General features: G+C 64.4%; 20 protein-coding genes and 1 pseudogene. 12 read left to right on the top strand and 9 right to left on the bottom strand.

All coding sequences use genetic code 11. From position 1 onward, the window contains the following. Window positions 1–3: 3 nt before the first annotated feature. Both AC07VU_RS10635 and AC07VU_RS10630 read right to left on the bottom strand, forming a co-directional pair. Window positions 4–513: a cupin domain-containing protein gene (locus tag AC07VU_RS10635; RefSeq protein ID WP_495029840.1), complete on the bottom strand. Its 510-nt coding sequence runs from the start codon at window positions 511–513 to the stop codon at window positions 4–6. A 107-nt stretch (window positions 514–620) separates the two neighbouring features. Further along, window positions 621–1,439 (bottom strand): shikimate 5-dehydrogenase, encoded by an 819-nt coding sequence (locus tag AC07VU_RS10630; RefSeq protein WP_495029839.1) that lies wholly within the window; start codon window positions 1,437–1,439, stop codon window positions 621–623. A gap of 252 nt (window positions 1,440–1,691) precedes the next feature. Between AC07VU_RS10630 and AC07VU_RS10625 the strand changes: the two genes are divergently transcribed. From AC07VU_RS10625 to AC07VU_RS10615, 3 genes are all read left to right on the top strand, one after another. Beyond that, the gene (locus AC07VU_RS10625) at window positions 1,692–2,048 is read left to right on the top strand and encodes a hypothetical protein (RefSeq protein WP_007927233.1); all 357 of its coding nucleotides are present in this window, start codon (window positions 1,692–1,694) and stop codon (window positions 2,046–2,048) included. A gap of 242 nt (window positions 2,049–2,290) precedes the next feature. Beyond that, window positions 2,291–2,485, top strand: a complete 195-nt coding sequence (locus tag AC07VU_RS10620; RefSeq protein WP_007927235.1) for a hypothetical protein — start codon at window positions 2,291–2,293, stop codon at window positions 2,483–2,485. 109 nt (window positions 2,486–2,594) lie between these two features. Next, window positions 2,595–2,777 carry a hypothetical protein gene (locus AC07VU_RS10615; RefSeq protein WP_007927236.1) on the top strand — a complete coding sequence of 61 codons (183 nt, stop codon included), beginning with the start codon at window positions 2,595–2,597 and terminating at the stop codon, window positions 2,775–2,777. Here the strand turns inward: AC07VU_RS10615 and AC07VU_RS10610 are convergent. Further along, window positions 2,774–3,841 carry an AI-2E family transporter gene (locus AC07VU_RS10610; protein WP_495029838.1) on the bottom strand — a complete coding sequence of 356 codons (1,068 nt, stop codon included), beginning with the start codon at window positions 3,839–3,841 and terminating at the stop codon, window positions 2,774–2,776. The genes AC07VU_RS10615 and AC07VU_RS10610 overlap by 4 nt on opposite strands. Before the next feature lie 167 nt (window positions 3,842–4,008). Between AC07VU_RS10610 and trhP the strand changes: the two genes are divergently transcribed. From trhP to AC07VU_RS10575, 7 genes are all read left to right on the top strand, one after another. Continuing rightward, window positions 4,009–5,346 carry a prephenate-dependent tRNA uridine(34) hydroxylase TrhP gene (gene trhP / locus AC07VU_RS10605; protein WP_274304072.1) on the top strand — a complete coding sequence of 446 codons (1,338 nt, stop codon included), beginning with the start codon at window positions 4,009–4,011 and terminating at the stop codon, window positions 5,344–5,346. A 310-nt stretch (window positions 5,347–5,656) separates the two neighbouring features. Further along, the gene (locus AC07VU_RS10600) at window positions 5,657–6,433 is read left to right on the top strand and encodes an ABC transporter substrate-binding protein (protein ID WP_007927242.1); all 777 of its coding nucleotides are present in this window, start codon (window positions 5,657–5,659) and stop codon (window positions 6,431–6,433) included. 84 nt (window positions 6,434–6,517) lie between these two features. Next, window positions 6,518–7,207 carry an ABC transporter permease gene (locus tag AC07VU_RS10595; protein WP_053261906.1) on the top strand — a complete coding sequence of 230 codons (690 nt, stop codon included), beginning with the start codon at window positions 6,518–6,520 and terminating at the stop codon, window positions 7,205–7,207. Between the two features lie 12 nt (window positions 7,208–7,219). Further along, on the top strand, window positions 7,220–7,918 hold the full coding sequence (locus AC07VU_RS10590; protein ID WP_007927258.1) for an ABC transporter permease: 699 nt from the start codon (window positions 7,220–7,222) through the stop codon (window positions 7,916–7,918). Window positions 7,919–7,927: 9 nt separating this feature from the next. Then, window positions 7,928–9,040 (top strand): succinylglutamate desuccinylase/aspartoacylase family protein, encoded by a 1,113-nt coding sequence (locus AC07VU_RS10585; RefSeq protein ID WP_053261907.1) that lies wholly within the window; start codon window positions 7,928–7,930, stop codon window positions 9,038–9,040. An 18-nt stretch (window positions 9,041–9,058) separates the two neighbouring features. Next, window positions 9,059–9,823 (top strand): ABC transporter ATP-binding protein, encoded by a 765-nt coding sequence (locus AC07VU_RS10580; protein WP_007927261.1) that lies wholly within the window; start codon window positions 9,059–9,061, stop codon window positions 9,821–9,823. 108 nt (window positions 9,824–9,931) lie between these two features. Next, window positions 9,932–10,840 (top strand): MurR/RpiR family transcriptional regulator, encoded by a 909-nt coding sequence (locus AC07VU_RS10575; protein ID WP_495029837.1) that lies wholly within the window; start codon window positions 9,932–9,934, stop codon window positions 10,838–10,840. Window positions 10,841–11,026: 186 nt separating this feature from the next. Here the strand turns inward: AC07VU_RS10575 and ctpM are convergent, their stop codons facing one another. Next, window positions 11,027–12,706, bottom strand: coding sequence for a methyl-accepting chemotaxis protein CtpM (gene ctpM / locus AC07VU_RS10570; RefSeq protein WP_007932949.1), 1,680 nt, complete (start codon window positions 12,704–12,706; stop codon window positions 11,027–11,029). A 199-nt stretch (window positions 12,707–12,905) separates the two neighbouring features. Further along, window positions 12,906–14,222, bottom strand: a complete 1,317-nt coding sequence (locus tag AC07VU_RS10565; RefSeq protein ID WP_495029964.1) for a Na+/H+ antiporter family protein — start codon at window positions 14,220–14,222, stop codon at window positions 12,906–12,908. 428 nt (window positions 14,223–14,650) lie between these two features. Here AC07VU_RS10565 and AC07VU_RS10560 point away from each other — a divergent pair. Both AC07VU_RS10560 and AC07VU_RS10555 read left to right on the top strand, forming a co-directional pair. Further along, window positions 14,651–15,940: pseudogene (locus AC07VU_RS10560) on the top strand (cache domain-containing protein); the annotation flags it as partial. Window positions 15,941–15,967: 27 nt separating this feature from the next. Further along, window positions 15,968–16,723 carry a methyl-accepting chemotaxis protein gene (locus AC07VU_RS10555; protein ID WP_371858248.1) on the top strand — a complete coding sequence of 252 codons (756 nt, stop codon included), beginning with the start codon at window positions 15,968–15,970 and terminating at the stop codon, window positions 16,721–16,723. A gap of 210 nt (window positions 16,724–16,933) precedes the next feature. Here AC07VU_RS10555 and AC07VU_RS10550 read toward each other — a convergent pair whose 3' ends face one another. The 4 genes from AC07VU_RS10550 to AC07VU_RS10535 are packed head-to-tail and all read right to left on the bottom strand — an operon-like array spanning window position 16,934 to window position 19,534. After that, the gene (locus tag AC07VU_RS10550) at window positions 16,934–18,247 is read right to left on the bottom strand and encodes a sensor histidine kinase (RefSeq protein WP_009044668.1); all 1,314 of its coding nucleotides are present in this window, start codon (window positions 18,245–18,247) and stop codon (window positions 16,934–16,936) included. Continuing rightward, the gene (locus AC07VU_RS10545; protein WP_007930561.1) at window positions 18,244–18,912 is read right to left on the bottom strand and encodes a response regulator transcription factor; all 669 of its coding nucleotides are present in this window, start codon (window positions 18,910–18,912) and stop codon (window positions 18,244–18,246) included. Before AC07VU_RS10545 ends, AC07VU_RS10550 begins: the two co-directional genes overlap by 4 nt. After that, entirely contained in the window at window positions 18,912–19,226 is a 315-nt protein-coding gene (locus tag AC07VU_RS10540; protein WP_097138949.1) for a PepSY domain-containing protein, read from the bottom strand. Before AC07VU_RS10540 ends, AC07VU_RS10545 begins: the two co-directional genes overlap by 1 nt. Next, complete coding sequence (locus AC07VU_RS10535) at window positions 19,226–19,534, bottom strand: PepSY domain-containing protein (protein WP_007930566.1); 309 nt, start codon at window positions 19,532–19,534, stop codon at window positions 19,226–19,228. The genes AC07VU_RS10540 and AC07VU_RS10535 overlap by 1 nt, the downstream gene beginning before the upstream one ends. Window positions 19,535–19,640: the final 106 nt, after the last annotated feature.

Below are 19,640 nucleotides of genomic sequence, written 5' to 3'. Positions count from 1 at the left end.
CCGCTACTCCCCGTTCCAGTAATCCACCCCATCCGCATGCCGCGCCACCGCGACGAATCCCGAGGCGTTGCCCTCATCGTCGATCTTGAAGTCCTTCATCACCACATATTTGCCGGAGTCCGGGTATTCGCAGATGTCCGGCGCTTCCTGGGTACTGACCGCCAGGTAGCGCAACTCGCCCTGGCTGGTGTTGATGATCTGGTGCGCGCTGTCCATATCGCCCGGCGGGCAGGCGATCACATCGCCGGCGCGGATGGCAAAACGCTCGGCGCCGAGGCGGATCTCGCCCTCGCCGGCGACTATGTAGAACATCTCTTCATTGACGCGATGGTTATGGAAGGGGCTGGCACGCATCCCCGGGCCCAGGGCAATCAGTCGGTAGCCGAGCTTCTGGGCGCCCAGTTGCTGGGCGATGCACTGGACATAACGGCCGGCGGTCTCGCCGGTGGGGCTCAGGGCTTCAGGCAGCGGCTGAAGGTCCGCCTGATCCAGATTGAGAATGGCAGGTGGCATACAGACCTCGATCACGGTGGCAAGGAACAGGGGCAAGTCTGAGCTTGCTGGCGACCAGTATAGGCAGGGCTTTGCGCCCCACGGACCTGCCCCGCTCCCGCCGTCGATCAGGCCCGTGCGAAAGCCACCGCCTGCTGGAACTGCTCGGCGCTGGGGCGCACACCGGTGTACAGCACGAACTGCTCCAGGGCCTGGATGGCGATCACTTCCAGGCCGGTGATCACTTGCTTGCCTTCGGCCCGGGCGCGCAGGATCAGCGGGGTTTGTGCCGGAACCGCCACCACGTCGAACACCGTGCGCGCGGCCTCGATCACCTCGACCGGGAATGCCAACTGATCGGCCTCGGGACCGCCGCTCATGCCGATCGGGGTGACGTTGATCAGCATCTGCGGGCGCAATTCGCCCAGCTCCGCCTGCCAGGCATACCCCAGGGATTCGGCGAGGGCCTGCCCGGCTTGGGCATTGCGGGCAACTATCAGGCCATCGCGGTAGCCACCATCGCGCAAGGCACTGGCCACCGCCTTGGCCATGCCGCCGCTGCCGCGCAGGGCAAAGCGGGTGTCCTTGGGAATCCGGTGGTGTTCGAGCAACTGGGCGACGGCGATGTAGTCGGTGTTGTAGGCCTTGAGGTGGCCATTGGTGTTGACGATGGTGTTGATCGACTGGATGGCGCTGGCCGAGGCGTCCAGTTCGTCCACCAAGGCAATGCAGGCTTCCTTGAACGGCATGGACACGCCACAGCCGCGAATGCCCAGGGCGCGGATCCCGCCGACGGCGCCTGGCAGGTCCTGGCTGCTGAAGGCCTTGTAGTAGAAGTTCAAGCCCAGCTGTTCATACAAGTGATTGTGAAAGCGCAAGCCGAAATTCCCCGGACGCCCTGACAGCGACATACACAGTTGGGTGTCTTTGTTGGGGTTCATCTGCATGTTGATCTCCTTGGAACGCACTTTCGGATAGACGGGATTAGCCAGTCATCGGGTTCTGCCCGATCATATCGACGTGCCTGAAAGACGGGCCTGCCGCCCACGGACGAGGGTCAATAAACCGGTACAGACCTTACACAAAATTTACCCGGCGGCTGTGCAGTTTTTCAGAAAAAAGCGGTCTTAGAAGTATCCCCGCGACAGTCCTCGCGTCTATTGCAGACCGAACGCCGGGGTCGGAACCGAGGAATAGCCATGATGCGTAAAATCCCCAAGATAGCCTTGCTCATTGGTGCACTTGCTGTCGCCGGTCAAGCGTCCGCCCACGGTGGCGGTGGTTGGGGTGGCCCGGCGGTAGTCGGTGCGGTGGTCGGCGCCGCGGTAGTGGGTTCGGTGATCGCCAGCCACAGCCGCCCGGTCTACGTGCAACAGCCAGTCTACGTCCAGCCGCAGCCGGTCTATGCCGCGCCGCCACCGGTCTACTACCAGCCACAGCCGGTGTACGTGGAAGGCCCGCCGGTCTATTACCGCCCGGCCCCGGTGTACTACGGCCCACCTCGCGGCTACTACGGCCCACCCCGCCATTACTACTATGGCCCCGGCCGCTGGTAAGCCAGGCGACCACACACCTACAGGCCCCGCCTTCGCCAGCGGGGCCTGTTGCGTTTTGCCAAACGTCTGAATAAATCTTGCAAAGGTCGTTGCTGGAACAGTTTTTGCGATTCAATCCGACAATAGTGTTGCCCAACGGCAGCCCGTGTAGGCGAGCCCACGACTGTCATATTTATGTCATGCCAGGTCCGCAAGATCGGATCTGTCCACAAAACAGCCCCATAACAACAAGGACGACTCCCATGCCGACACAGAACCCCCATCACTCCCCCACCCTGGGTACCGCGAGCAAGGTGTACAGCGCCCTGACCGAACTCAAGCACCTGGAAGGCCACCGCAGCGCCAAGTTCCTGGCCTTGCTGGCCGAGCACCTGGTGCGCAAGGGCCTGCTGCACGACCCGGAAGTGGTCTACATGCTCGATCAGGTCGTCGACTGATCGGGGCTGGCGCTTTTTTCGCCGGTATCGATGTCCACTATCGAGCGCGGTGATTTTTCGTAGCACTTGCCGGTCCGTAAGGTAACTCCACAGATTGATGGAGGTACTTATGCCCAAGGTTCAGATCATGTCCGTTATCGGTAGCGCCGTTCCCACCTCGCTCAGGGAGCTGGGGTTGCTGGCGTGTTGGTACCTGGTGCGCGACGGCGAGCCGGTCAGCGGTCCGCTCACTTCGCTGACCGCCGCCCAGGCCTTGTCGCAAAAGATCGAGCAGCGCGTCCTGCATGCCTAAGGCAACGGCAGCTGTGGCCGCGGCCGGGTATCGACGAACAGGCCCCAGCTGGAGATGAACAGCGCGGCGATCAATGGCCCGATGACAAAGCCGTTCAGGCCGAAGATCGCCAGGCCCCCCAGGGTTGAAATCAGAATCAGGTAATCCGGCATCCTGGTGTCCTTGCCCACCAGGATCGGGCGCAGCACGTTGTCCACCAGGCCGATCACGAACACCCCGTACAAGCCCAGCACCACCCCTTGCCAGATCGCCCCGCTGAACAGGAAGTACAGGGCCGCCGGGCCCCAGACGATCGCCGCGCCCACCGCCGGCAACAACGACAGCAGGGCCATCAGCACCGCCCACAGCAGCGGGCTGGGAATCTCCAGAAACCAGAAGATCAACCCGCCCAGCAGCCCCTGGCTGATCGCCACCAGCACGTTACCCTTCACCGTGGCCCGCACCACCCGATTGAACTTGAGCTGCAGCCGGCGTTTCTGGTGCTCGGCCAACGGCACCGCGATGCGCACCTTGCGTACCAGTTCGGGGCCATCGCGCAGAAAGAAGAACAACAGGTACAGCATCACGAAAAAGCTCACCACGAACTTGAAGGTGCCCTGGCCGACGCTGAATGCCTGGGTGGCGAAGAACTGACTGCCTTGCAGCGCACCCTTGACGATCTTCTCGCGCACGCTCTCCAGCTCACCCAGGCCAAAGCGGTCCAGCAGTTGCTGGAAGTACGGCGGCAGGCTGTGCTTGAGCTGGTCCAGATGACCGGCGATGTCCAGCTTGCCGCTTTCGATGTTCTGGTAGAGGTTGGCGCCCTCCTGCACCAGCAAGGTGCCGATGACGATCACCGGCAGAATGGCGATCACCAGGCAGATGCTCAGGGTGCACAGGGCGGTCAGGGTGCGTGGCCAACCGAACTTGAGTTGCAGGCGCCGTTGCAGCGGGTTGAACAGGATGCCGAGAATCACCGCCCAGAACACCGGGCCGTAAAAGGGCAGCAGAAGCCAGATGAAGGCGACGGTCACCAGGGTCAGCAGAAGCAACAGGCTTTTGTGTTGCATGAGGTGCTGGTTCATGTCCGCTCCCCGTCAATAAGGTCCAGGACGCCGCAAAACGCTCCTACAGCGTTAGTCCGCCAGCGTTCGGCCAAGTGCCCTGTTTTATTCGTCGAGCATAGACCCAGATCAATGCCGCCAACCGGCCCAGGCCTTACCCTCGCGACCTTTTGCCATCGACAATCGCCATGACGCCCCTGACCCGTCCCGAACTGCTCGCCCCCGCCGGCACCCTGAAAAACATGCGCTACGCCTTCGCCTATGGCGCCGACGCGGTATACGCCGGCCAGCCGCGCTACAGCCTGCGGGTACGCAACAACGAATTCGACCACGCCAACCTGGCCCTCGGCATTCGCGAAGCCCAGGCCCAGGGCAAGCGCTTCTACGTGGTGGTCAACATCGCCCCGCACAACGCCAAGCTCAAGACCTTCCTCAAGGACCTGGAGCCGGTGATCGCCATGGCCCCGGACGCGCTGATCATGTCCGACCCGGGGCTGATCATGCTGGTGCGCCGGCACTTCCCGCAGATGCCGATCCACCTGTCGGTGCAGGCCAATACGGTGAACTGGGCCAGCGTCGAGTTCTGGCAGCAACAGGGCCTGAGCCGGATCATCCTGTCCCGCGAGCTGTCCCTGGAAGAGATCGAGGAAATCCGCCAGCAAGTGCCGGCCATGGAGCTCGAGGTATTCGTCCACGGCGCGCTGTGCATGGCCTATTCCGGGCGCTGCCTGCTATCGGGGTACATGAACAAGCGCGACGCCAACCAGGGCACCTGCACCAATGCCTGCCGCTGGAAATACCAGGCCCAGGAGGCTACGCAGAATACCCTCGGCGAGATCGTCCAGCCGTTCCAGCCCGAGCCGACCCTGGGCTTGGGCGCGCCGACCGACCAGGTGTTCCTGCTGCGCGAGGCCAATCGCCCGGACGAAGCGATGCCAGCCTTCGAGGACGAGCACGGCACCTACATCATGAACGCCAAGGATCTGCGCGCGGTGCAGCATGTCGAGCGCCTGACGCGCATGGGCGTGCACTCATTGAAGATCGAGGGCCGCACCAAGTCGCACTTCTATTGCGCCCGCACCACCCAGGTCTATCGCCGGGCCATCGACGACGCAGTGGCCGGCCGCGAGTTCGACCGCAGCCTGATGAACGACCTGGAGTCCCTGGCCCAGCGTGGCTACACCGAAGGTTTCCTGCGCCGCCACGTGCACGACGAGTACCAGAACTACCAGAACGGCAGCTCGGTGTCGGAACGCCAGCAGTTCGTCGGCGAACTCACCGGCGAACGCCGCGACCGGCTGGCGGAAGTCAAGGTGAAGAACCGCTTTGCCCTGGGCGACCATATGGAACTGATGACCCCCAAGGGCAACTTCCACTTCGACCTGCACCAGTTGCAGAACGTGCGCGGCGAGCCGATCGAGGTCGCACCGGGGGACGGACATACGGTGTACCTGCCGATCCCGGACGCCGTGGATCTGCGCTTTGCCTTGCTGATGCGCGACGTGACGCCGAACAGCGCGGTGTAATCCTGATTGAGGTGGCGTCGCTGATGACGCCATCGCGGGCAAGCCGGATCGCCGCCCGCTCGCTCCTACACCGCAATAACCCTGCCCCTGCATCACGTACGCCCCTCCCCCAAATCCATCCCAACAGGCTGCGCCGACCGGTGCGGCCAGATATCCGCACGGATCATTCTGACATTATTATTTTCACAATATTGATTTCTGAAATAATACATGTCATTTATAGCCACGCCAAAATCACCAGGACCGAAGCACGCCAGACCGGACGGCTTGTACCCGTACCACCCCAACGCCCCTCCAAGGAGTCAACAATATGAACAAGACAGAACTTCTAGGTGCTCTGGCGCTGTGCGCCGCAAGCTTCCTGGCCCACGCCGACGAAGACCGCCTGCGTATCGGCATCGAAGCCGCCTACCCGCCCTTTTCCTTCAAGACGCCAGAGGGCAACGTCAGTGGTTTCGACTACGACATCGGCAACGCCTTGTGCGCAGAGATGAAGGTGAAATGCGAGTGGGTCATCCAGGAATTCGACGGCATGATCCCGTCGCTCAAGGTGCGCAAGATCGATGCCGTGCTGTCGTCGATGTCGATCACCGAGGACCGAATGAAGTCGGTCGACTTCAGCAAAAAGTACTACCACACGCCGGGCAAGTTCGCGATGAAGGCCGGCAACGTGATCAACGACCCGGTGCAGGACCTCAAGGGCAAGAAAGTCGGCGTGCAACGCTCCTCGACCTACGACCGTTTCGCCACCGAGCAACTGGCCAACGCCGGGATCGAGGTGGTTCGCTATGCCTCGCAGAACGAAGCCTTCCTCGACCTCGCCTCGGGCCGCCTGGACGCCACCCTCGCCGACATCGTCAACACCGACGAGAGCTTTATCAAGACCGCGGCAGGCAAGGGTTTCGCCCTGGTCGGGCCGGACATCAGCGACCCGAACTATTTCGGCAGGGGCGCCGGGATCGCCGTGCGCAAGGGCGATAGCGCCAATGCCGCGCGCCTCAATGCGGCCATCGACGCCATCCGCGCCAACGGCAAGTACCAGCAGGTAATGGCCCGTTACTTCGCGTTCGATATCTACGGCGAATAAGCCTGACCCAGGGCCCTGGCGCCGGCCCGTTGCCGGTGCCGCGCCCGCCTTGCGCCTCGCGGCGCTCGCTTGAGGAACTTCATCATGCTCCACGGCTACGGATCGAGCATTCTCGATGGCGCCTGGCTGACCATCAACCTGGCGCTGACCTCCATGACCCTGGCCATTGCCCTGGGCCTGGTCGGCGCGGCCTTTCGCCTGTCGCCGCTGAAATGGCTGGCGATGCTGGGCGAAGGGTATACGACCCTGATTCGCGGGATTCCCGATCTGGTGTTGATCCTGCTGATCTTCTACGGCGGCCAGGATCTGGTGAACCGCCTTGCCCTGGCGCTCGGTTACACCCGCTATTTCGACATCAACCCGTTTATCGCCGGCGTCTGCACCATGGGCTTCATTTTTGGCGCCTATCTCTCGGAGACGTTTCGCGGCGCCTTCATGGCGATCCCCAAGGGCCAGGCCGAGGCTGGCGCGGCTTATGGCATGAGTGGCGCCCAAGTGTTCTGGCGGATTCTGGTGCCGCAAATGATTCGCTTCGCCATTCCCGGCTTCACCAACAACTGGCTGGTACTGACCAAGTCCACCGCGCTGATTTCGGTGATCGGCCTGCAAGACATGATGTTCAAGGCCAAGAACGCGGCGGACGCCACCCACGAACCCTTCACCTTCTTTCTCGCCGTGGCGGCGCTTTACCTGCTGCTGACCAGCCTGTCGTTGCTGGTGCTGCGTTATCTGGAAAAACACTACTCGGTCGGCCTCAAAGCCGCCGAACTGTGATTGGGAGCCCCCATGATTCTCGACTACCACCTGATCTGGGAGAACCTGCCGCTGTATTTCGGTGGCGTACTGGTGACCCTCAAAGTGCTGCTGATTTCCCTGGCCTGCGGCCTGTTGCTGGCGGTTCCATTGGCGCTGATGCGGGTGTCCCGCTCGCCGCTGATCAACTTCCCGGCGTGGCTCTACACCTACGTGATCCGCGGCACGCCGATGCTGGTGCAGCTGTTCCTGATCTACTACGGCCTGGCCCAGTTCGAAGCGGTACGCCAGAGCCTGCTCTGGCCTTACCTCTCCAGCGCCACCTTCTGTGCCTGCCTGGCCTTCGCGCTCAACACCGGCGCCTATAGCGCCGAACTGCTGGCCGGCAGCCTGAAGGCCACGGCCCACGGCGAGATCGAGGCCGCCAGGGCCATGGGCATGTCGCGCCTGACCCTGTACCGGCGCATTCTCCTGCCCTCGGCCTTGCGCCGGGCGCTGCCGCAGTACAGCAACGAAGTGCTGATGATGCTGCAAACCACCAGCCTGGCCTCCATCGTCACCCTCGTCGATATCACCGGCGCCGCGCGCACCGTCAGTTCGCGCTTCTACCTGCCGTTCGAGGCGTTCATCACCGCCGGGCTCATCTACCTGGTCCTGACTTTCATCCTGGTCCGCCTGTTCAAGCTCGCCGAGCGCCGCTGGCTGGCGTACCTGGCACCGCGCAAGCACTGAGGAGCTGTCATGGAACACATTCAATACCGCTTGCCCTGGAGCGCTTCGGGTACCGAACGCCAGCTGACGCTGTTTCGTTTCGGCAGCGGGCCGCGCAAGGCCTACATCCAGGCGTCCCTGCACGCCGACGAGCTGCCGGGCATGCGGGTGGCCGTCGAACTCAAGCGGCGCCTGCTCGAACTGGAAGAACAAGGCCGCCTGACGGGGGTGATAGAGCTGGTGCCGATGGCCAACCCGATCGGCATCGCCCAGATGTTCCAGGCCACCCACCAAGGCCGCTTCGAGTTCGGCAGCGGCAAGAACTTCAATCGCGATTTCCCGGAGCTGACCGAGGCCGTGACGCCGCTGCTGGAAGGCCGGCTGGGCGACGACGCCAGCGCCAACATCGCGCTGATCCGCCGCGCCCTGCTCGATGCCCTGGCGGACATGCCGGCGCCAGACTCGGAACTCGACGGCCTGCGCCGCCTGTTGTTGCAACATGCCTGCGATGCCGACGTGGTGCTGGACCTGCACTGCGACTTCGAGTCGGTGATGCTGCTGTACGCCATGCCGCAGAACTGGCCACACCTGCGCTCTCTGGCCGCGCGCCTGTACGCAGGGGTCGCCCTGCTGGCCGAGGCCGCGGGCGGCAGCGCCTTCGATGAAGCCTGCGCGATCCCCTGGCTACAGCTGGCCGAGCGCTTTCCGGCGGCCGATATTCCGCTGGCGTGCGTGGCCACCACCATCGAGTTGCGCGGCATGGCCGACACCGAGCGCGCGCCCTGCGCCGACAGCGCCCAGGCCATTCTCGGCTACCTCGCCGACCAGGGCCTGATCAGCGGCGGCTGGCCGACACCGCCACCGTGCCTCTGCGAAGCGACGCCCTTCGCCGGCGCGCAGTACGCCTATGCGCCGCACCCGGGGGTGGTGAGTTTTCTGCAACCCCTGGGGGCCCGGGTCAAGGTCGGCGACCCGCTGTTCGAGGTCATCGACCCGCTGACCGATCACCACAGCCTGGTGCGCGCCGAGACCAACGGCATCCTTTATGCCCGCGAGCGCCTGCGTTTTGCCCAACCCGGTCTGTGGCTGGCCAAGGTGGCCGGCAATACCCCCATCCGCCAGGGTCGCCTGCTCAGCGACTGACTCCAGAGAATCGCAACCATGTACAAACTTGAAATTCAGGACCTGCACAAAAGCTACGGCGCGCACCAGGTACTCAAGGGTGTGTCCCTGCAGGCGAAAGCCGGCGACGTGATCAGCCTCATCGGCTCCAGCGGCTCCGGCAAAAGCACCTTCCTGCGCTGCATCAACCTGCTGGAGCAGCCCAGCGCAGGCAGCATCGTGCTCAATGGCGAACCCCTCGAACTGCGCGCCAGTAAACTCGGCAGCCTCAAGGCGGCCGACCCCAGGCAGTTGCAACGCATGCGTTCGCGGCTGTCGATGGTGTTCCAGCACTTCAACCTGTGGTCGCACATGAGCGCCCTGGAAAACGTCATGGAAGCACCGGTGCATGTGCTGGGCCTGAGCAAGCAGGAGGCCCGGGAAAAGGCCGGGCACTACCTGGACAAGGTCGGCGTGGCGCACCGTATGGACGCCTGGCCGGCCCATATGTCGGGCGGCGAGCAGCAGCGCGTGGCGATTGCCCGGGCGCTGGCCATGGAACCGGAAGTGATGCTGTTCGACGAGCCGACTTCGGCACTCGACCCGGAACTGGTCGGCGACGTGCTCAAGGTGATGCAGGACCTCGCCCAGGAAGGCCGGACCATGGTCGTGGTGACCCACGAAATGGGCTTTGCCCGCGAGGTTTCGAACCAGCTGGTATTCCTCCACCAGGGCCTGGTCGAAGAACGCGGCGAGCCGCGCGAAGTGCTGGCCAGGCCCCAGTCCGAACGCCTGCGGCAGTTCCTCGCCGGCAGCCTGAAATAACCCGACGCGGCGCCCCCTGGCCTGGCGCTGCACGCCAGGGGGCGGCTTCGGATACACTCCGCCAACCTTGTGCCCCTCCTCCCATCCTCAGGACATGTTGAGCCGGATATGCCGACCCCACTGAAAGACACCACGGTCTATGCCGCGCCGGTGATGCGCAAACTGGCACAAATCGTTGCCGACCTGCCGCCGTCGCTGCGCAAGGTCGCGGACTTTATCCTGCGCCATCCGTTGAAGGCCGCGACGCTGACCATCGAAGAGATGGCCCACGCAACCTCGACCTCGCCGGCGGCGGTCAACCGGCTGGCCAAGACCCTCGACCTCGGCGGCTACACCGGCATGAAGGCCGAGCTGGTGACGACGCTGCAGCAAATGGTCTCGCCGGTCGACAAGCTGCGCAACGAACTGGCCCATCGCCCCGGTGGCGCCTTCGGCCTGCACGAACAGATCCAGAGCGCCAGCAGCAACCTCGCCATGACGGCGACCAACAATCATGCCCAGACCTTCGACGCCTTCGTCACCAGCCTGGTCCAGGCGCGCAAGATCTACATCCTGGGCTTTGGCAACAGCGTCTACTTCGCCGGCCTCGCCGCCTCGACCCTGATGCCCTTCTGTGCCGACGCCACCGCCATCAGCATGGAGGGCGGCAACGAAAATGCCGCCTACCGCCTGGCCGCGATCACCGATCAGGACGTATTGCTGGCCATCTCCCTGCCGCGCTACTCCCTGGACACTCTGCAACTCGCCCGTTTCGCCAACGAACGCGGCGCCTCAGTGCTGGCCATCACCGACTCGCCTGCCTCGCCGCTGGCCAGCATTGCCGAACATGTGCTGTTCGCCCCCGCCGACCATCCGGTGATGACCAGCTCCAACATCGCGGTGCTGGCCCTGATCGAAGGCTTGGTGGCCGGGGTGATGGCGCGCAACAAGGAAGCGGTCAAGCTGGCGACCGAGCTGACCGAAAGCGTGATGTCCTACCTGCATATCCCGGGCAGCGGCAAACCGCGCAAGCCGTGAGGCGGTTTTTATCGGGCTACAGGGGCTGGCTCGATGTGAATGCCTGACAGCCCCTGTAGCCGCTGCCGCAGGCTGCGATCGGCTCCGAAGGAGCCGTGCTCTTGAGATCGCAGGAAGGTCCTGCGGGTCGAGCGCGACCCCGGCCTATCGCAGCCTGCGGCAGCGGCTACAAGAGAGCCTCCAGCGTCAAATACGGAACTGCCCCACCAGCTTGCCCAGGCGCTGGCCGAGGTCGGCCAGGCTGCGTGAGGTCTGGGCGCCGAGCTGGGTTTCGTCGGCGACGCTGTCCACCGCCACCGCGATCTGGTGCACGCTGCGGTTGATCTCTTCGGCCACCGCGGTCTGTTCTTCCGCGGCACTGGCGATCTGCGCGTTCATCGAGTTGATGGTGCCGATCAGTTGCGCCATGGCATCCAGCGAAGCCCCCGCCTCATTGGCCTGGTGCGAAGTGCCGTCGCCGGCGTCGCTGGAGCGGCGCATGGCCTCCACGGCGGTGCGCGTGCCCTGTTGCAGGCGGTCGATCATGCCCTGGATTTCCTGGGTGCTCTGCTGCGTGCGGCTGGCCAGCGCCCTGACCTCGTCGGCCACCACCGCGAAGCCACGCCCGGCCTCACCGGCCCGCGCCGCTTCGATGGCGGCGTTGAGGGCCAGCAGGTTGGTCTGCTCGGCGATGGAACGGATCACGTCGAGCACGCTGACAATCGACGCCACGTCCTTCTGCAGGCTGTCCAGGGAGGTGCCGCTGCTGCGGATATCGCTGACCAGCGCGTGAATCTGCTGGATGCTGCCATCCACCACGCGCTTGGCCGCCTGGCCTTCCTCGTCGGTCTGCTGCGCCGCCACGGCCGCGCCCTGGGCACTGCGCGCCACTTCCTGGGCCGCCGACGACATTTGATTGATCGCCGTGGCCACCTGATCGGTCTCGTGACGCTGGCGCTCCATGGCCTGCTCGGAACGCTGGGCCTGTTCGGACACCTGGGTCACCAGGCCGGTCAGTTGGCCGGTCATCTCGGTGATCTGCCGCACCAGGCCGTGGATCTTGTCGACGAAACGGTTGAAGGAACTGGCCAGGTCGCCCAGCTCGTCCTGGCTGGTGATGGCCAGGCGGCGGGTCAGGTCGCCTTCGCCGGCGGCGATATCGTCGAGGTTGAGCTTCATCAGGTTCAGCGGCCGCAGGATGGTATTGGCCACCAGCAGGCCGATGGCGGCGATCACCAGCAGCACCACCACGGCGATGCCGATGATGCTCAGGACCATGCCCCGCATGCGCTGGTTGACGCTGGCCTCGACCTCGGCCACCTGGGCGTCGATGCCGTCCAGGTTCACCGAGGAGCCGACGATCAGGTCCCACTTGGGCAGGTATTCGGTGTACCCCAGTTTCGGCACCAGCACGTCGCTGCCCGGCTGGGTCGAGCTGTACTGCACATAATGCGTGCCGTCCTTGCCGACCTTGACCAGCTCGCGGTTGACGTACACGCCGTTGGGGTCGCGGTTGTCCTTGAAGCTCTTGCCGACGCCGTCCGGGCTGTTGCCCTTGAACAGGCGCACCGTCTCGGAGTCGTAGCCGAAGAAGTAACCGTCCTTGCCGTAGGTGATGTTCGACAGCAGCTTCACCACTTGGGCGCGGGCCGCGGTATCGCCGGGCGCCGCCGCGTCGTAGAGCGGCTTGACGGTGCTCAAGGCCACCTCCACATAACTCTGCAGCGTGGTCTTGGCCTCGCCGAGCAGGCGCTGCCGGGTCTCATCCACCTCGTTCTGCGCCTGCTCCTTGAGCATGACGACCGTGGTCAGGCTGATCACCAGCGCAAACAACAGGACCGGGAGGACCGCGAGGGACAGGACTTTGCCCTTCAGACTTAAGCGCATAGGAGGTTCACTCTTGATGTTGTTGGCGTGATACAGCCTTAACGGCACGCCGTCACAAAAGTTGAGCCCCGCAGGATGAAGAGCGGAATCTGCGGCCACCCAGCGCCCTTGAGATCTTTCGCGAGCAAGCTTCACGCTTCTGTAGGAGCGAAGCTTGCTCGCGATGAAAACACTGCGGTGCGGCTGAAACCCAGCGGCCTCAGAGCACCATGGCGGCCACCCAGCCGAACGCCAGCAGCGGCAGGTTGTAGTGCAGGAAGGTCGGGACCACGGTGTCCCAGATGTGGTGATGCTGGCCGTCGATGTTCAGGCCGGAGGTCGGGCCCAGGGTCGAGTCCGAGGCCGGCGAGCCGGCGTCGCCCAATGCGCCGGCGGTGCCGACGATGCAGACGATGGCCAGCGGGCTGAAGCCCAGCTGCACGCACAGCGGCACGAAGATGGTCGCCAGGATCGGCACAGTGGAGAACGACGAGCCGATGCCCATGGTCACCAGCAGCCCCACCAGCAGCATCAGCAAGGCGCCGACGCCCTTGCTGTGGCCGATCCAGCTGGCCGAGGACTCCACCAGGCTCTTCACCTCGCCGGTGGCCTTCATCACTTCGGCGAAACCGGCGGCGGCGATCATGATGAAGCCGATCATCGCCATCATCTTCATGCCTTCGGTGAACAGGTCGTCGGTCTCGCGCCAGCGCACGATGCCCGACACCGAGAAGATCAGGAAACCAGACAACGCCCCGATAATCATCGAGTCCAGCAACAGCTGGATGACAAAGGCCGCGACAATCGCCAGGCCCGCCACCAGCAGCGTGCGCGGGTTGTATTGCACCGTCACCTGCTCGACTTTCTCGATCAGCTCCAGGTCATACATGCGCTTCTTGCGGTAGCTGACAAAGGCCAGCAGCAGGCCGAAGACCATGCCCAGGGCCGGAATGCCCATGGCGTGGGTGACATTGATGTTGCTGATGTCCACACCGCTGCGGGCGACGTTGGCCAGCAGGATCTCGTTGAGGAAGATGTTGCCGAACCCCACCGGCAGGAACATGTACGGAGTGATCAGGCCGAAGGTGATGACGCAGGCGATCAACCGTCGGTCCAGCTGCAGTTTGCTCAGCACATACAACAGCGGCGGCACCAGCAGCGGGATGAAGGCGATATGGATCGGCAGTATGTTCTGCGAGGCGATCGCCACCACCCACAACAGGCCGATCAGCAGCCATTTGACGTTGCCGCCGCCATTGGCGTCCTGGCGGTCCACCAGCAGCAGGATCTTGTCCGCCAGGGCGTGGGCCAGGCCGGACTTGGCGATCGCCACCGCAAAGGCGCCGAGCAAGGCGTAGGACAGGGCCACCGTCGCCCCGCCGCCGAGGCCATTATTGAAAGCCTTGAGGGTCGCCTCGATGCCCAGGCCACCGGTCAGCCCACCCACCAGCGCGCCTACGATCAGCGCGATCACCACATGCACGCGGGACAGGCTGAGGACCAGCATGACGCCAACCGCGGCAATTACTGCATTAATCATCGTTACCTCATGGCACTGCGGCGGGAAAACGCCGCAAAAGGAATGAGTCCGGCCAGAGGGCAACCATTGCCGACGCCGGATTGAAAAAGGAGGGTCTTATTAGAGGGCGCGCACTTTGCAGCAGCGGGCAACGCTTGTCAAAACCGGCGGGCACTCGCTGCCCGACCGACTACCGCCTGCGCCGGCAACTCCGCCGTCACTTGTAGCCGCTGGCGCAGCCTGCGATCGGCCGCGCAGCGGACGCCAGGTCTGAGAATCGAGTCTTCCAGGCCAGTCGCATTGCGTGCCTTTGCGAGTGCTGCGCACTCGATCGCAGCCTGCGGCAGCGGCTACAGGGAGCGGCATTCGAACGAGCGTTTAAAGAAGGCCGTTCTGCGGCCGATACGCTGCAAAGTCTCAAATAAATATCGAATAAGGACGTCTCCATGTCGCTCAGACAACTTTCCATCCAGTGGAAAATCACCCTGCTCGCCGGCCTCTGCCTGGCCGCGGTAGTGACCCTGCTGGTGGGGCTTTCGCTGTACCGCATGGAGCACAGCTCCGCACTGGTGAAGGCTTCGAGCATGGAGATGCTCAACGAAGCCGCCCAAGCCCGCATCGAGGCCCAGGGCGAGGTCCAGGCGCTGGGTATCCGCCAGCAATTCATGGACGCCTATCAATACGGCCACGGCTTCTCGCGCCAGGTGCTGTTCCTGCGCGAGCAGGCCGAAAAGCGCTTCCTCGATGCCTTCGACCTGCGCGAAGACCTGACCCGCCAGGTGAAGTCGGCGCTGCAGGCCAACCCCGACCTGCTCGGCCTGTCGCTGGTGTTCGAAGCCAACGCGCTGGACGGCAAGGACGAACTCTTCAGCGGCCAGAGCGAACTGGGCAGCAACGACAAGGGCCGCTTCGCCCTGTACTGGTCACAGCCGACCCCGGGCAAGCTGACCTCCATGGCGCTGCCGGAAAGCGACATGAGCGACACCACCACCGGCCCCAGCGGCCAGCCGGCCAACGCCTGGTTCACCTGTCCGCGCAATACCCTCAAGCCTTGTGTGATCGAGCCTTACTTCTATGTGATCGATGGCCAGAACGTGCTGATGACCAGCATCGTGTTCCCGCTGCTGGTGAACGGCAAAGTCATCGCCTCGCTGTCGGTGGACATCAACCTCAACAGCCTGCAATCGGTCAGCCAGCAAGCGAGCAAGGAGCTCTACGACGGCCAGACCATGGTCAGCATCATCAGCCCGGTCGGCCTGCTCGCCGGCTACAGCGCCGACGCCAGCAAGCTCAGCCAGCGCCTGGACCAACTGGACAAAACCAACGGTGGCGAACTGATCCGCCTGCTGTCGGCCAGCACCCAGACCCAGAGCCTGCACGACGACAACGCCCTGAAAGTACTCGCGCCCTTCACCCCGATTCCCGGCGGCAAGCCCTGGGGCGTGCTGCTGCAAGTGCCGGAGCGGGTCCTGGTGGGCCCGGCCGAAGCCCTGAAAAACCAGCTGGACCAGAGCAATAAGGCAGGCACCCTGGTCGAACTGGGCCTGGGCCTGCTGGCCGCGGTGCTCGGCCTGCTGCTGGTGTGGCTGATGGCGCGCAGCGTGACCCGGCCGATCCTCGGCGTGGCGCACATGCTGGAAGACATCGCCAGCGGCGAAGGCGACCTGACCCGACGCCTGGCCTACGACAAAAAAGACGAACTGGGCCAGCTGGCCGGCTGGTTCAACCGCTTCCTCGACAAGCTGCAACCGATCATCGCCGGCATGGAGCAGCAGTATCGCCAGGTCGACCAGGTGGCCACCGCGTCCCACGAGATGAGCGCCACCGCCCAGGACGTCGCCCGCAGCGCGGCCCAGGCCGCGCAGGCCGCCCGCGATGCCGACCAGGCCACGCGCCAGGGCCTGAGCGTGATCGACCGCACTACCGCGAGCATCGATCACCTGGCGGCCGATATGAGCACCGCCATGACCCAGGTCGAAGGCCTGGCCGCCAACAGTGAAAAGATCGGTACGGTGCTGGAAGTGATTCGCGCCATCGCCGAACAGACCAACCTGCTGGCCCTCAACGCCGCCATCGAGGCCGCCCGCGCCGGCGAGGCCGGGCGCGGTTTCGCAGTGGTCGCCGACGAAGTGCGCAACCTCGCCCGGCGCACCCAGGAATCGGTGGAGGAAACCCGCCAGGTCATCGAGCAGCTGCAAAGCGGCACCCAGGAAGTGGTCGGTTCGATGGGCAACAGCCATCGCCAGGCCCAGGGCAGCGTCGAGCAGGTCGGCCAGGCGGTCACCGCCCTGCGGCAGATCGGCGACGCGGTGACGGTGATCAGCGACATGAACCTGCAGATCGCCAGCGCCGCCGAAGAGCAAAGCGCGGTGGCCGAGGAGATCAACAACAACGTGGCGACCATCCGCGACGTCACCGAATCGCTGTCGGAACAGGCCAACGAATCGGCGCGGGTCAGCCAGTCGCTGAACAGCCTGGCCAACCAGCAGCAGAGCCTGATGGACCAGTTCCGGGTCTGACCTCCCCTTTCAAAAACGCCTCGGTGTAGCCGCTGCCGAGGCACGAGGCTGCGATCGGCTGCGCAGCAGTCGTAGACCCGGCGACTCGGTCGATCAGATACACCGCAGGCATAGGGTTGGCGGGCGCTTCGTCGGAATGCCGCCCAACCCGATCGCAGCCTCGTGCCTCGGCAGCGGCTACAGGGATTCAGGGATTCAGCACCGGCAATATCAGCGCCCAGGCAACTCGATCAACACCCGCAGCCCGCCCTGCGGGCTTTCCAGCAAGCGCAGCACCCCGCCCCAGCTCTCGACGATATCGCGCACGATGCCCAGGCCCAGGCCGTGGCCGTCGGTCTGTTCGTCCAGGCGCGCGCCACGGCTGAACACCTGGCTGCGCTGCTCCTCGGGAATCCCCGGCCCGTCGTCGTCCACCGCCAGGCCATAACCCTCGGCGGTCTGCCACACGCTCAGCGCCACTTCGGCATCGGCCCACTTGCAGGCGTTGTCCAGCAGGTTGCCCAGCAGTTCCAGCAGGTCTTCCCGGTCCCAGGGCAGTTGCAGGCCGGGGGCCGCCTGATAGCTCAGGTCCAGGTGCTCGCCATGGATCATGCTCAGGGTCGCCAGCAGCCCCGGCAGCTCGGCGTCGCAATCGAACAGCGCGCCGGGCAACGCATCGCCGGCCAGGCGCGCGCGGTTCAACTCGCGGTTGAGCCGCTGCTGCACCTGCTCCAGCTGCTCCTCGAGCAACTGGCGCAGCTCCGGGTGCGCCTGCAGCTTGGGGTTGGAGGCCAGGCTCAGCAGCACCGCCAGCGGGGTCTTCAGCGCGTGCCCGAGGTTGCCCAGGGCATTACGCGAACGCTTCAGGCTGTCTTCGGTATGGGCCAGCAAATGGTTGATCTGCGCCACCAGCGGTTCCAGCTCCAGCGGCACCTGTTCGTCCAGTTGCGAACGCTGGCCGCGTTGCAATTGGGCGATCTGCTCGCGGGCCTGCTCCAGCGGGCGCAAGGCACGGCGCACGGTGACCCGCTGCAGGATCAGGATCAGCAGCAGGCCGGCCAGGCCCAGGCCCAGGCCCACCTGCTGCATGCGCAGGAAGCTCTCGCGCACCGGGGTGTAGTCCTGGGCCACGCTGATGGAAATCGACTGCCCGAGGCGCCGGTAGTCGGTGCGCAGCACCAGCAGGCGCTGGCCTTCCGGCCCCAGTTGCAGGTTGCTGTGCAGACCGGTCTGTGCCAATGCAGGCAGGTCCTGGTCCCACAGCGAGCGGGAGCGCCAGTGCACGTCATCGAAGTCGATACGGAAGTAATGCCCGGAAAACGGCCGCTGATAAGCCGGCGACAACCGCCGCTCGTCCAGCTGCAAACCCTGGGGGCCCCGGACCAGCGCCACCAGCAGGCTTTCGCTGTCGTTGCGCAAGCCGGCTTCCAGGTAGCGTTGCAAGCCCATCTCGAACAGCCACAGGCTGGTCTGCGCCAGCACCAGGCCGACAATCACCATCACGCTGATCAGGCCCAGGCTCAGGCGGCGCTGGATCGACCTCACTGGGCGTTCCCGCCGAACAGGTAGCCCTGGCCGCGGCGGGTTTCGATCACGCTGCGCCCGAGTTTGCGCCGCAGGTGATTGACGTGGACTTCCAGCACGTTGGAATCGCGCTCGGTCTCACCGTCGTAGAGGTGCTCGGCCAAATGGCTTTTCGAGAGGATCTGCTCCGGGTGCAGCATGAAGTAGCGCAACAGGCGGAATTCGGCGGCGGTCAGCTGGATATCCACGCCGTCGCGCAGCACGCACTGGCGGCCCTCGTCGAGGTGCAGCCCGGCGGCCTGCAATGTCGGCTGGTTGGCCTGGCCGTGGGAACGGCGCAGCAGCGCCTGGATGCGCAGGTGCAATTCTTCCGGGTGGAAGGGTTTGGTCAGGTAGTCGTCGGCACCGGCCTTCAGGCCTTCGATGCGCTCGGCCCAGGACCCGCGGGCGGTGAGGATCAGCACCGGGGTCGCCAGGCCGCCGGCACGCCATTTGGCCAGCACTTCCAGGCCCGGCACCCCGGGCAGGCCGAGGTCGAGCACGATCAGGTCGTAAGGCTCGCTGGCGCCCTGGTACAGCGCGTCACGACCATCGGCCAGCCAGTCCACGGCGTAACCCTGGCGGTTGAGCCCGGCCAGCAGTTCGTCGGCCAGGGAGACGTGGTCTTCCACCAGGAGCAGGCGCATCAGTCATCTTCCTTGTCTTTCAGTAAGCGGCCGGTGGCGGCCTCCAGGTCCAGCTCGCGGACCACGCCCTCGGTGGTCAGCAGCTCGACTTCATAGATATAGACGTCGTGTTTTTCTTCCAGCTCGGCTTCCAGCAACTTGGCCCCGGGGTAACGGTCCAGGGCCTGCTGCAGCAATTGCTCCAGCGGCAGGATCACCCCTTGCTGGCGCAGGCGCAGGGCTTCGTCCTGGTCCAGGTCGCGGGCCAGCGCCACCGAGCAAAAAGCCAGAAGCGCCAGGGCCACCCTGCTGCCGGCGCGTAAATTCACCTTCATTACGTATCCTGATGATCCTTGAGCACCTGGCCGCTCACTGCGTCCAATTCCAGGTCCCACTCAACCCCTTGAGGGTCGCGCATCTCGATCTGGTAGATGTACTTGCCGTACTCCTCTTCCAGCTCGGTTTCGGTGATGGTCGCGCCCGGGTGCTTGGCCAATGCCGTGGCATTGAGTTTTTCAAAGGACACAATGGTACCAGCGTCGCGCAGTCTCAGGGCCTCGTCGGGCCCCAGGTCGCGGGCATGGGCCAGGCTGGCGGTCATACCGATGAGGGTCGCGGTGAACAGGGCAGTCAGGGTTTTCATGGGGTGTCTCCGAATTTCTCGTTATGTGTTGCTACGGGGCTCACGATAGCGGGTCGAACTTAATTGAAACTGAATGGCCATCATCGGCGCCGCGCAGGTTTCATTC

Source organism: Pseudomonas sp. GW821-FHT02B10, from assembly GCF_059421865.1.
Note: the sequence above shows the minus strand (reverse complement) of the source record. Positions and strands in the feature narration are given on the sequence as shown.

What these genes read in the sequence shown, in the direction of transcription:
- AC07VU_RS10635 (WP_495029840.1), bottom strand. Translation starts at nt 513, where the DNA reads ATGCCACCTGCCATTCTCAATCTGGATCAGGCGGACCTTCAGCCGCTG.
- AC07VU_RS10630 (WP_495029839.1), bottom strand. Translation starts at nt 1,439, where the DNA reads ATGCAGATGAACCCCAACAAAGACACCCAACTGTGTATGTCGCTGTCA.
- AC07VU_RS10625 (WP_007927233.1), top strand. Translation starts at nt 1,692, where the DNA reads ATGATGCGTAAAATCCCCAAGATAGCCTTGCTCATTGGTGCACTTGCT.
- AC07VU_RS10620 (WP_007927235.1), top strand. Translation starts at nt 2,291, where the DNA reads ATGCCGACACAGAACCCCCATCACTCCCCCACCCTGGGTACCGCGAGC.
- AC07VU_RS10615 (WP_007927236.1), top strand. Translation starts at nt 2,595, where the DNA reads ATGCCCAAGGTTCAGATCATGTCCGTTATCGGTAGCGCCGTTCCCACC.
- AC07VU_RS10610 (WP_495029838.1), bottom strand. Translation starts at nt 3,841, where the DNA reads ATGAACCAGCACCTCATGCAACACAAAAGCCTGTTGCTTCTGCTGACC.
- trhP (WP_274304072.1), top strand. Translation starts at nt 4,009, where the DNA reads ATGACGCCCCTGACCCGTCCCGAACTGCTCGCCCCCGCCGGCACCCTG.
- AC07VU_RS10600 (WP_007927242.1), top strand. Translation starts at nt 5,657, where the DNA reads ATGAACAAGACAGAACTTCTAGGTGCTCTGGCGCTGTGCGCCGCAAGC.
- AC07VU_RS10595 (WP_053261906.1), top strand. Translation starts at nt 6,518, where the DNA reads ATGCTCCACGGCTACGGATCGAGCATTCTCGATGGCGCCTGGCTGACC.
- AC07VU_RS10590 (WP_007927258.1), top strand. Translation starts at nt 7,220, where the DNA reads ATGATTCTCGACTACCACCTGATCTGGGAGAACCTGCCGCTGTATTTC.
- AC07VU_RS10585 (WP_053261907.1), top strand. Translation starts at nt 7,928, where the DNA reads ATGGAACACATTCAATACCGCTTGCCCTGGAGCGCTTCGGGTACCGAA.
- AC07VU_RS10580 (WP_007927261.1), top strand. Translation starts at nt 9,059, where the DNA reads ATGTACAAACTTGAAATTCAGGACCTGCACAAAAGCTACGGCGCGCAC.
- AC07VU_RS10575 (WP_495029837.1), top strand. Translation starts at nt 9,932, where the DNA reads ATGCCGACCCCACTGAAAGACACCACGGTCTATGCCGCGCCGGTGATG.
- ctpM (WP_007932949.1), bottom strand. Translation starts at nt 12,706, where the DNA reads ATGCGCTTAAGTCTGAAGGGCAAAGTCCTGTCCCTCGCGGTCCTCCCG.
- AC07VU_RS10555 (WP_371858248.1), top strand. Translation starts at nt 15,968, where the DNA reads ATGGAGCAGCAGTATCGCCAGGTCGACCAGGTGGCCACCGCGTCCCAC.
- AC07VU_RS10545 (WP_007930561.1), bottom strand. Translation starts at nt 18,912, where the DNA reads ATGCGCCTGCTCCTGGTGGAAGACCACGTCTCCCTGGCCGACGAACTG.
- AC07VU_RS10540 (WP_097138949.1), bottom strand. Translation starts at nt 19,226, where the DNA reads ATGAAGGTGAATTTACGCGCCGGCAGCAGGGTGGCCCTGGCGCTTCTG.
- AC07VU_RS10535 (WP_007930566.1), bottom strand. Translation starts at nt 19,534, where the DNA reads ATGAAAACCCTGACTGCCCTGTTCACCGCGACCCTCATCGGTATGACC.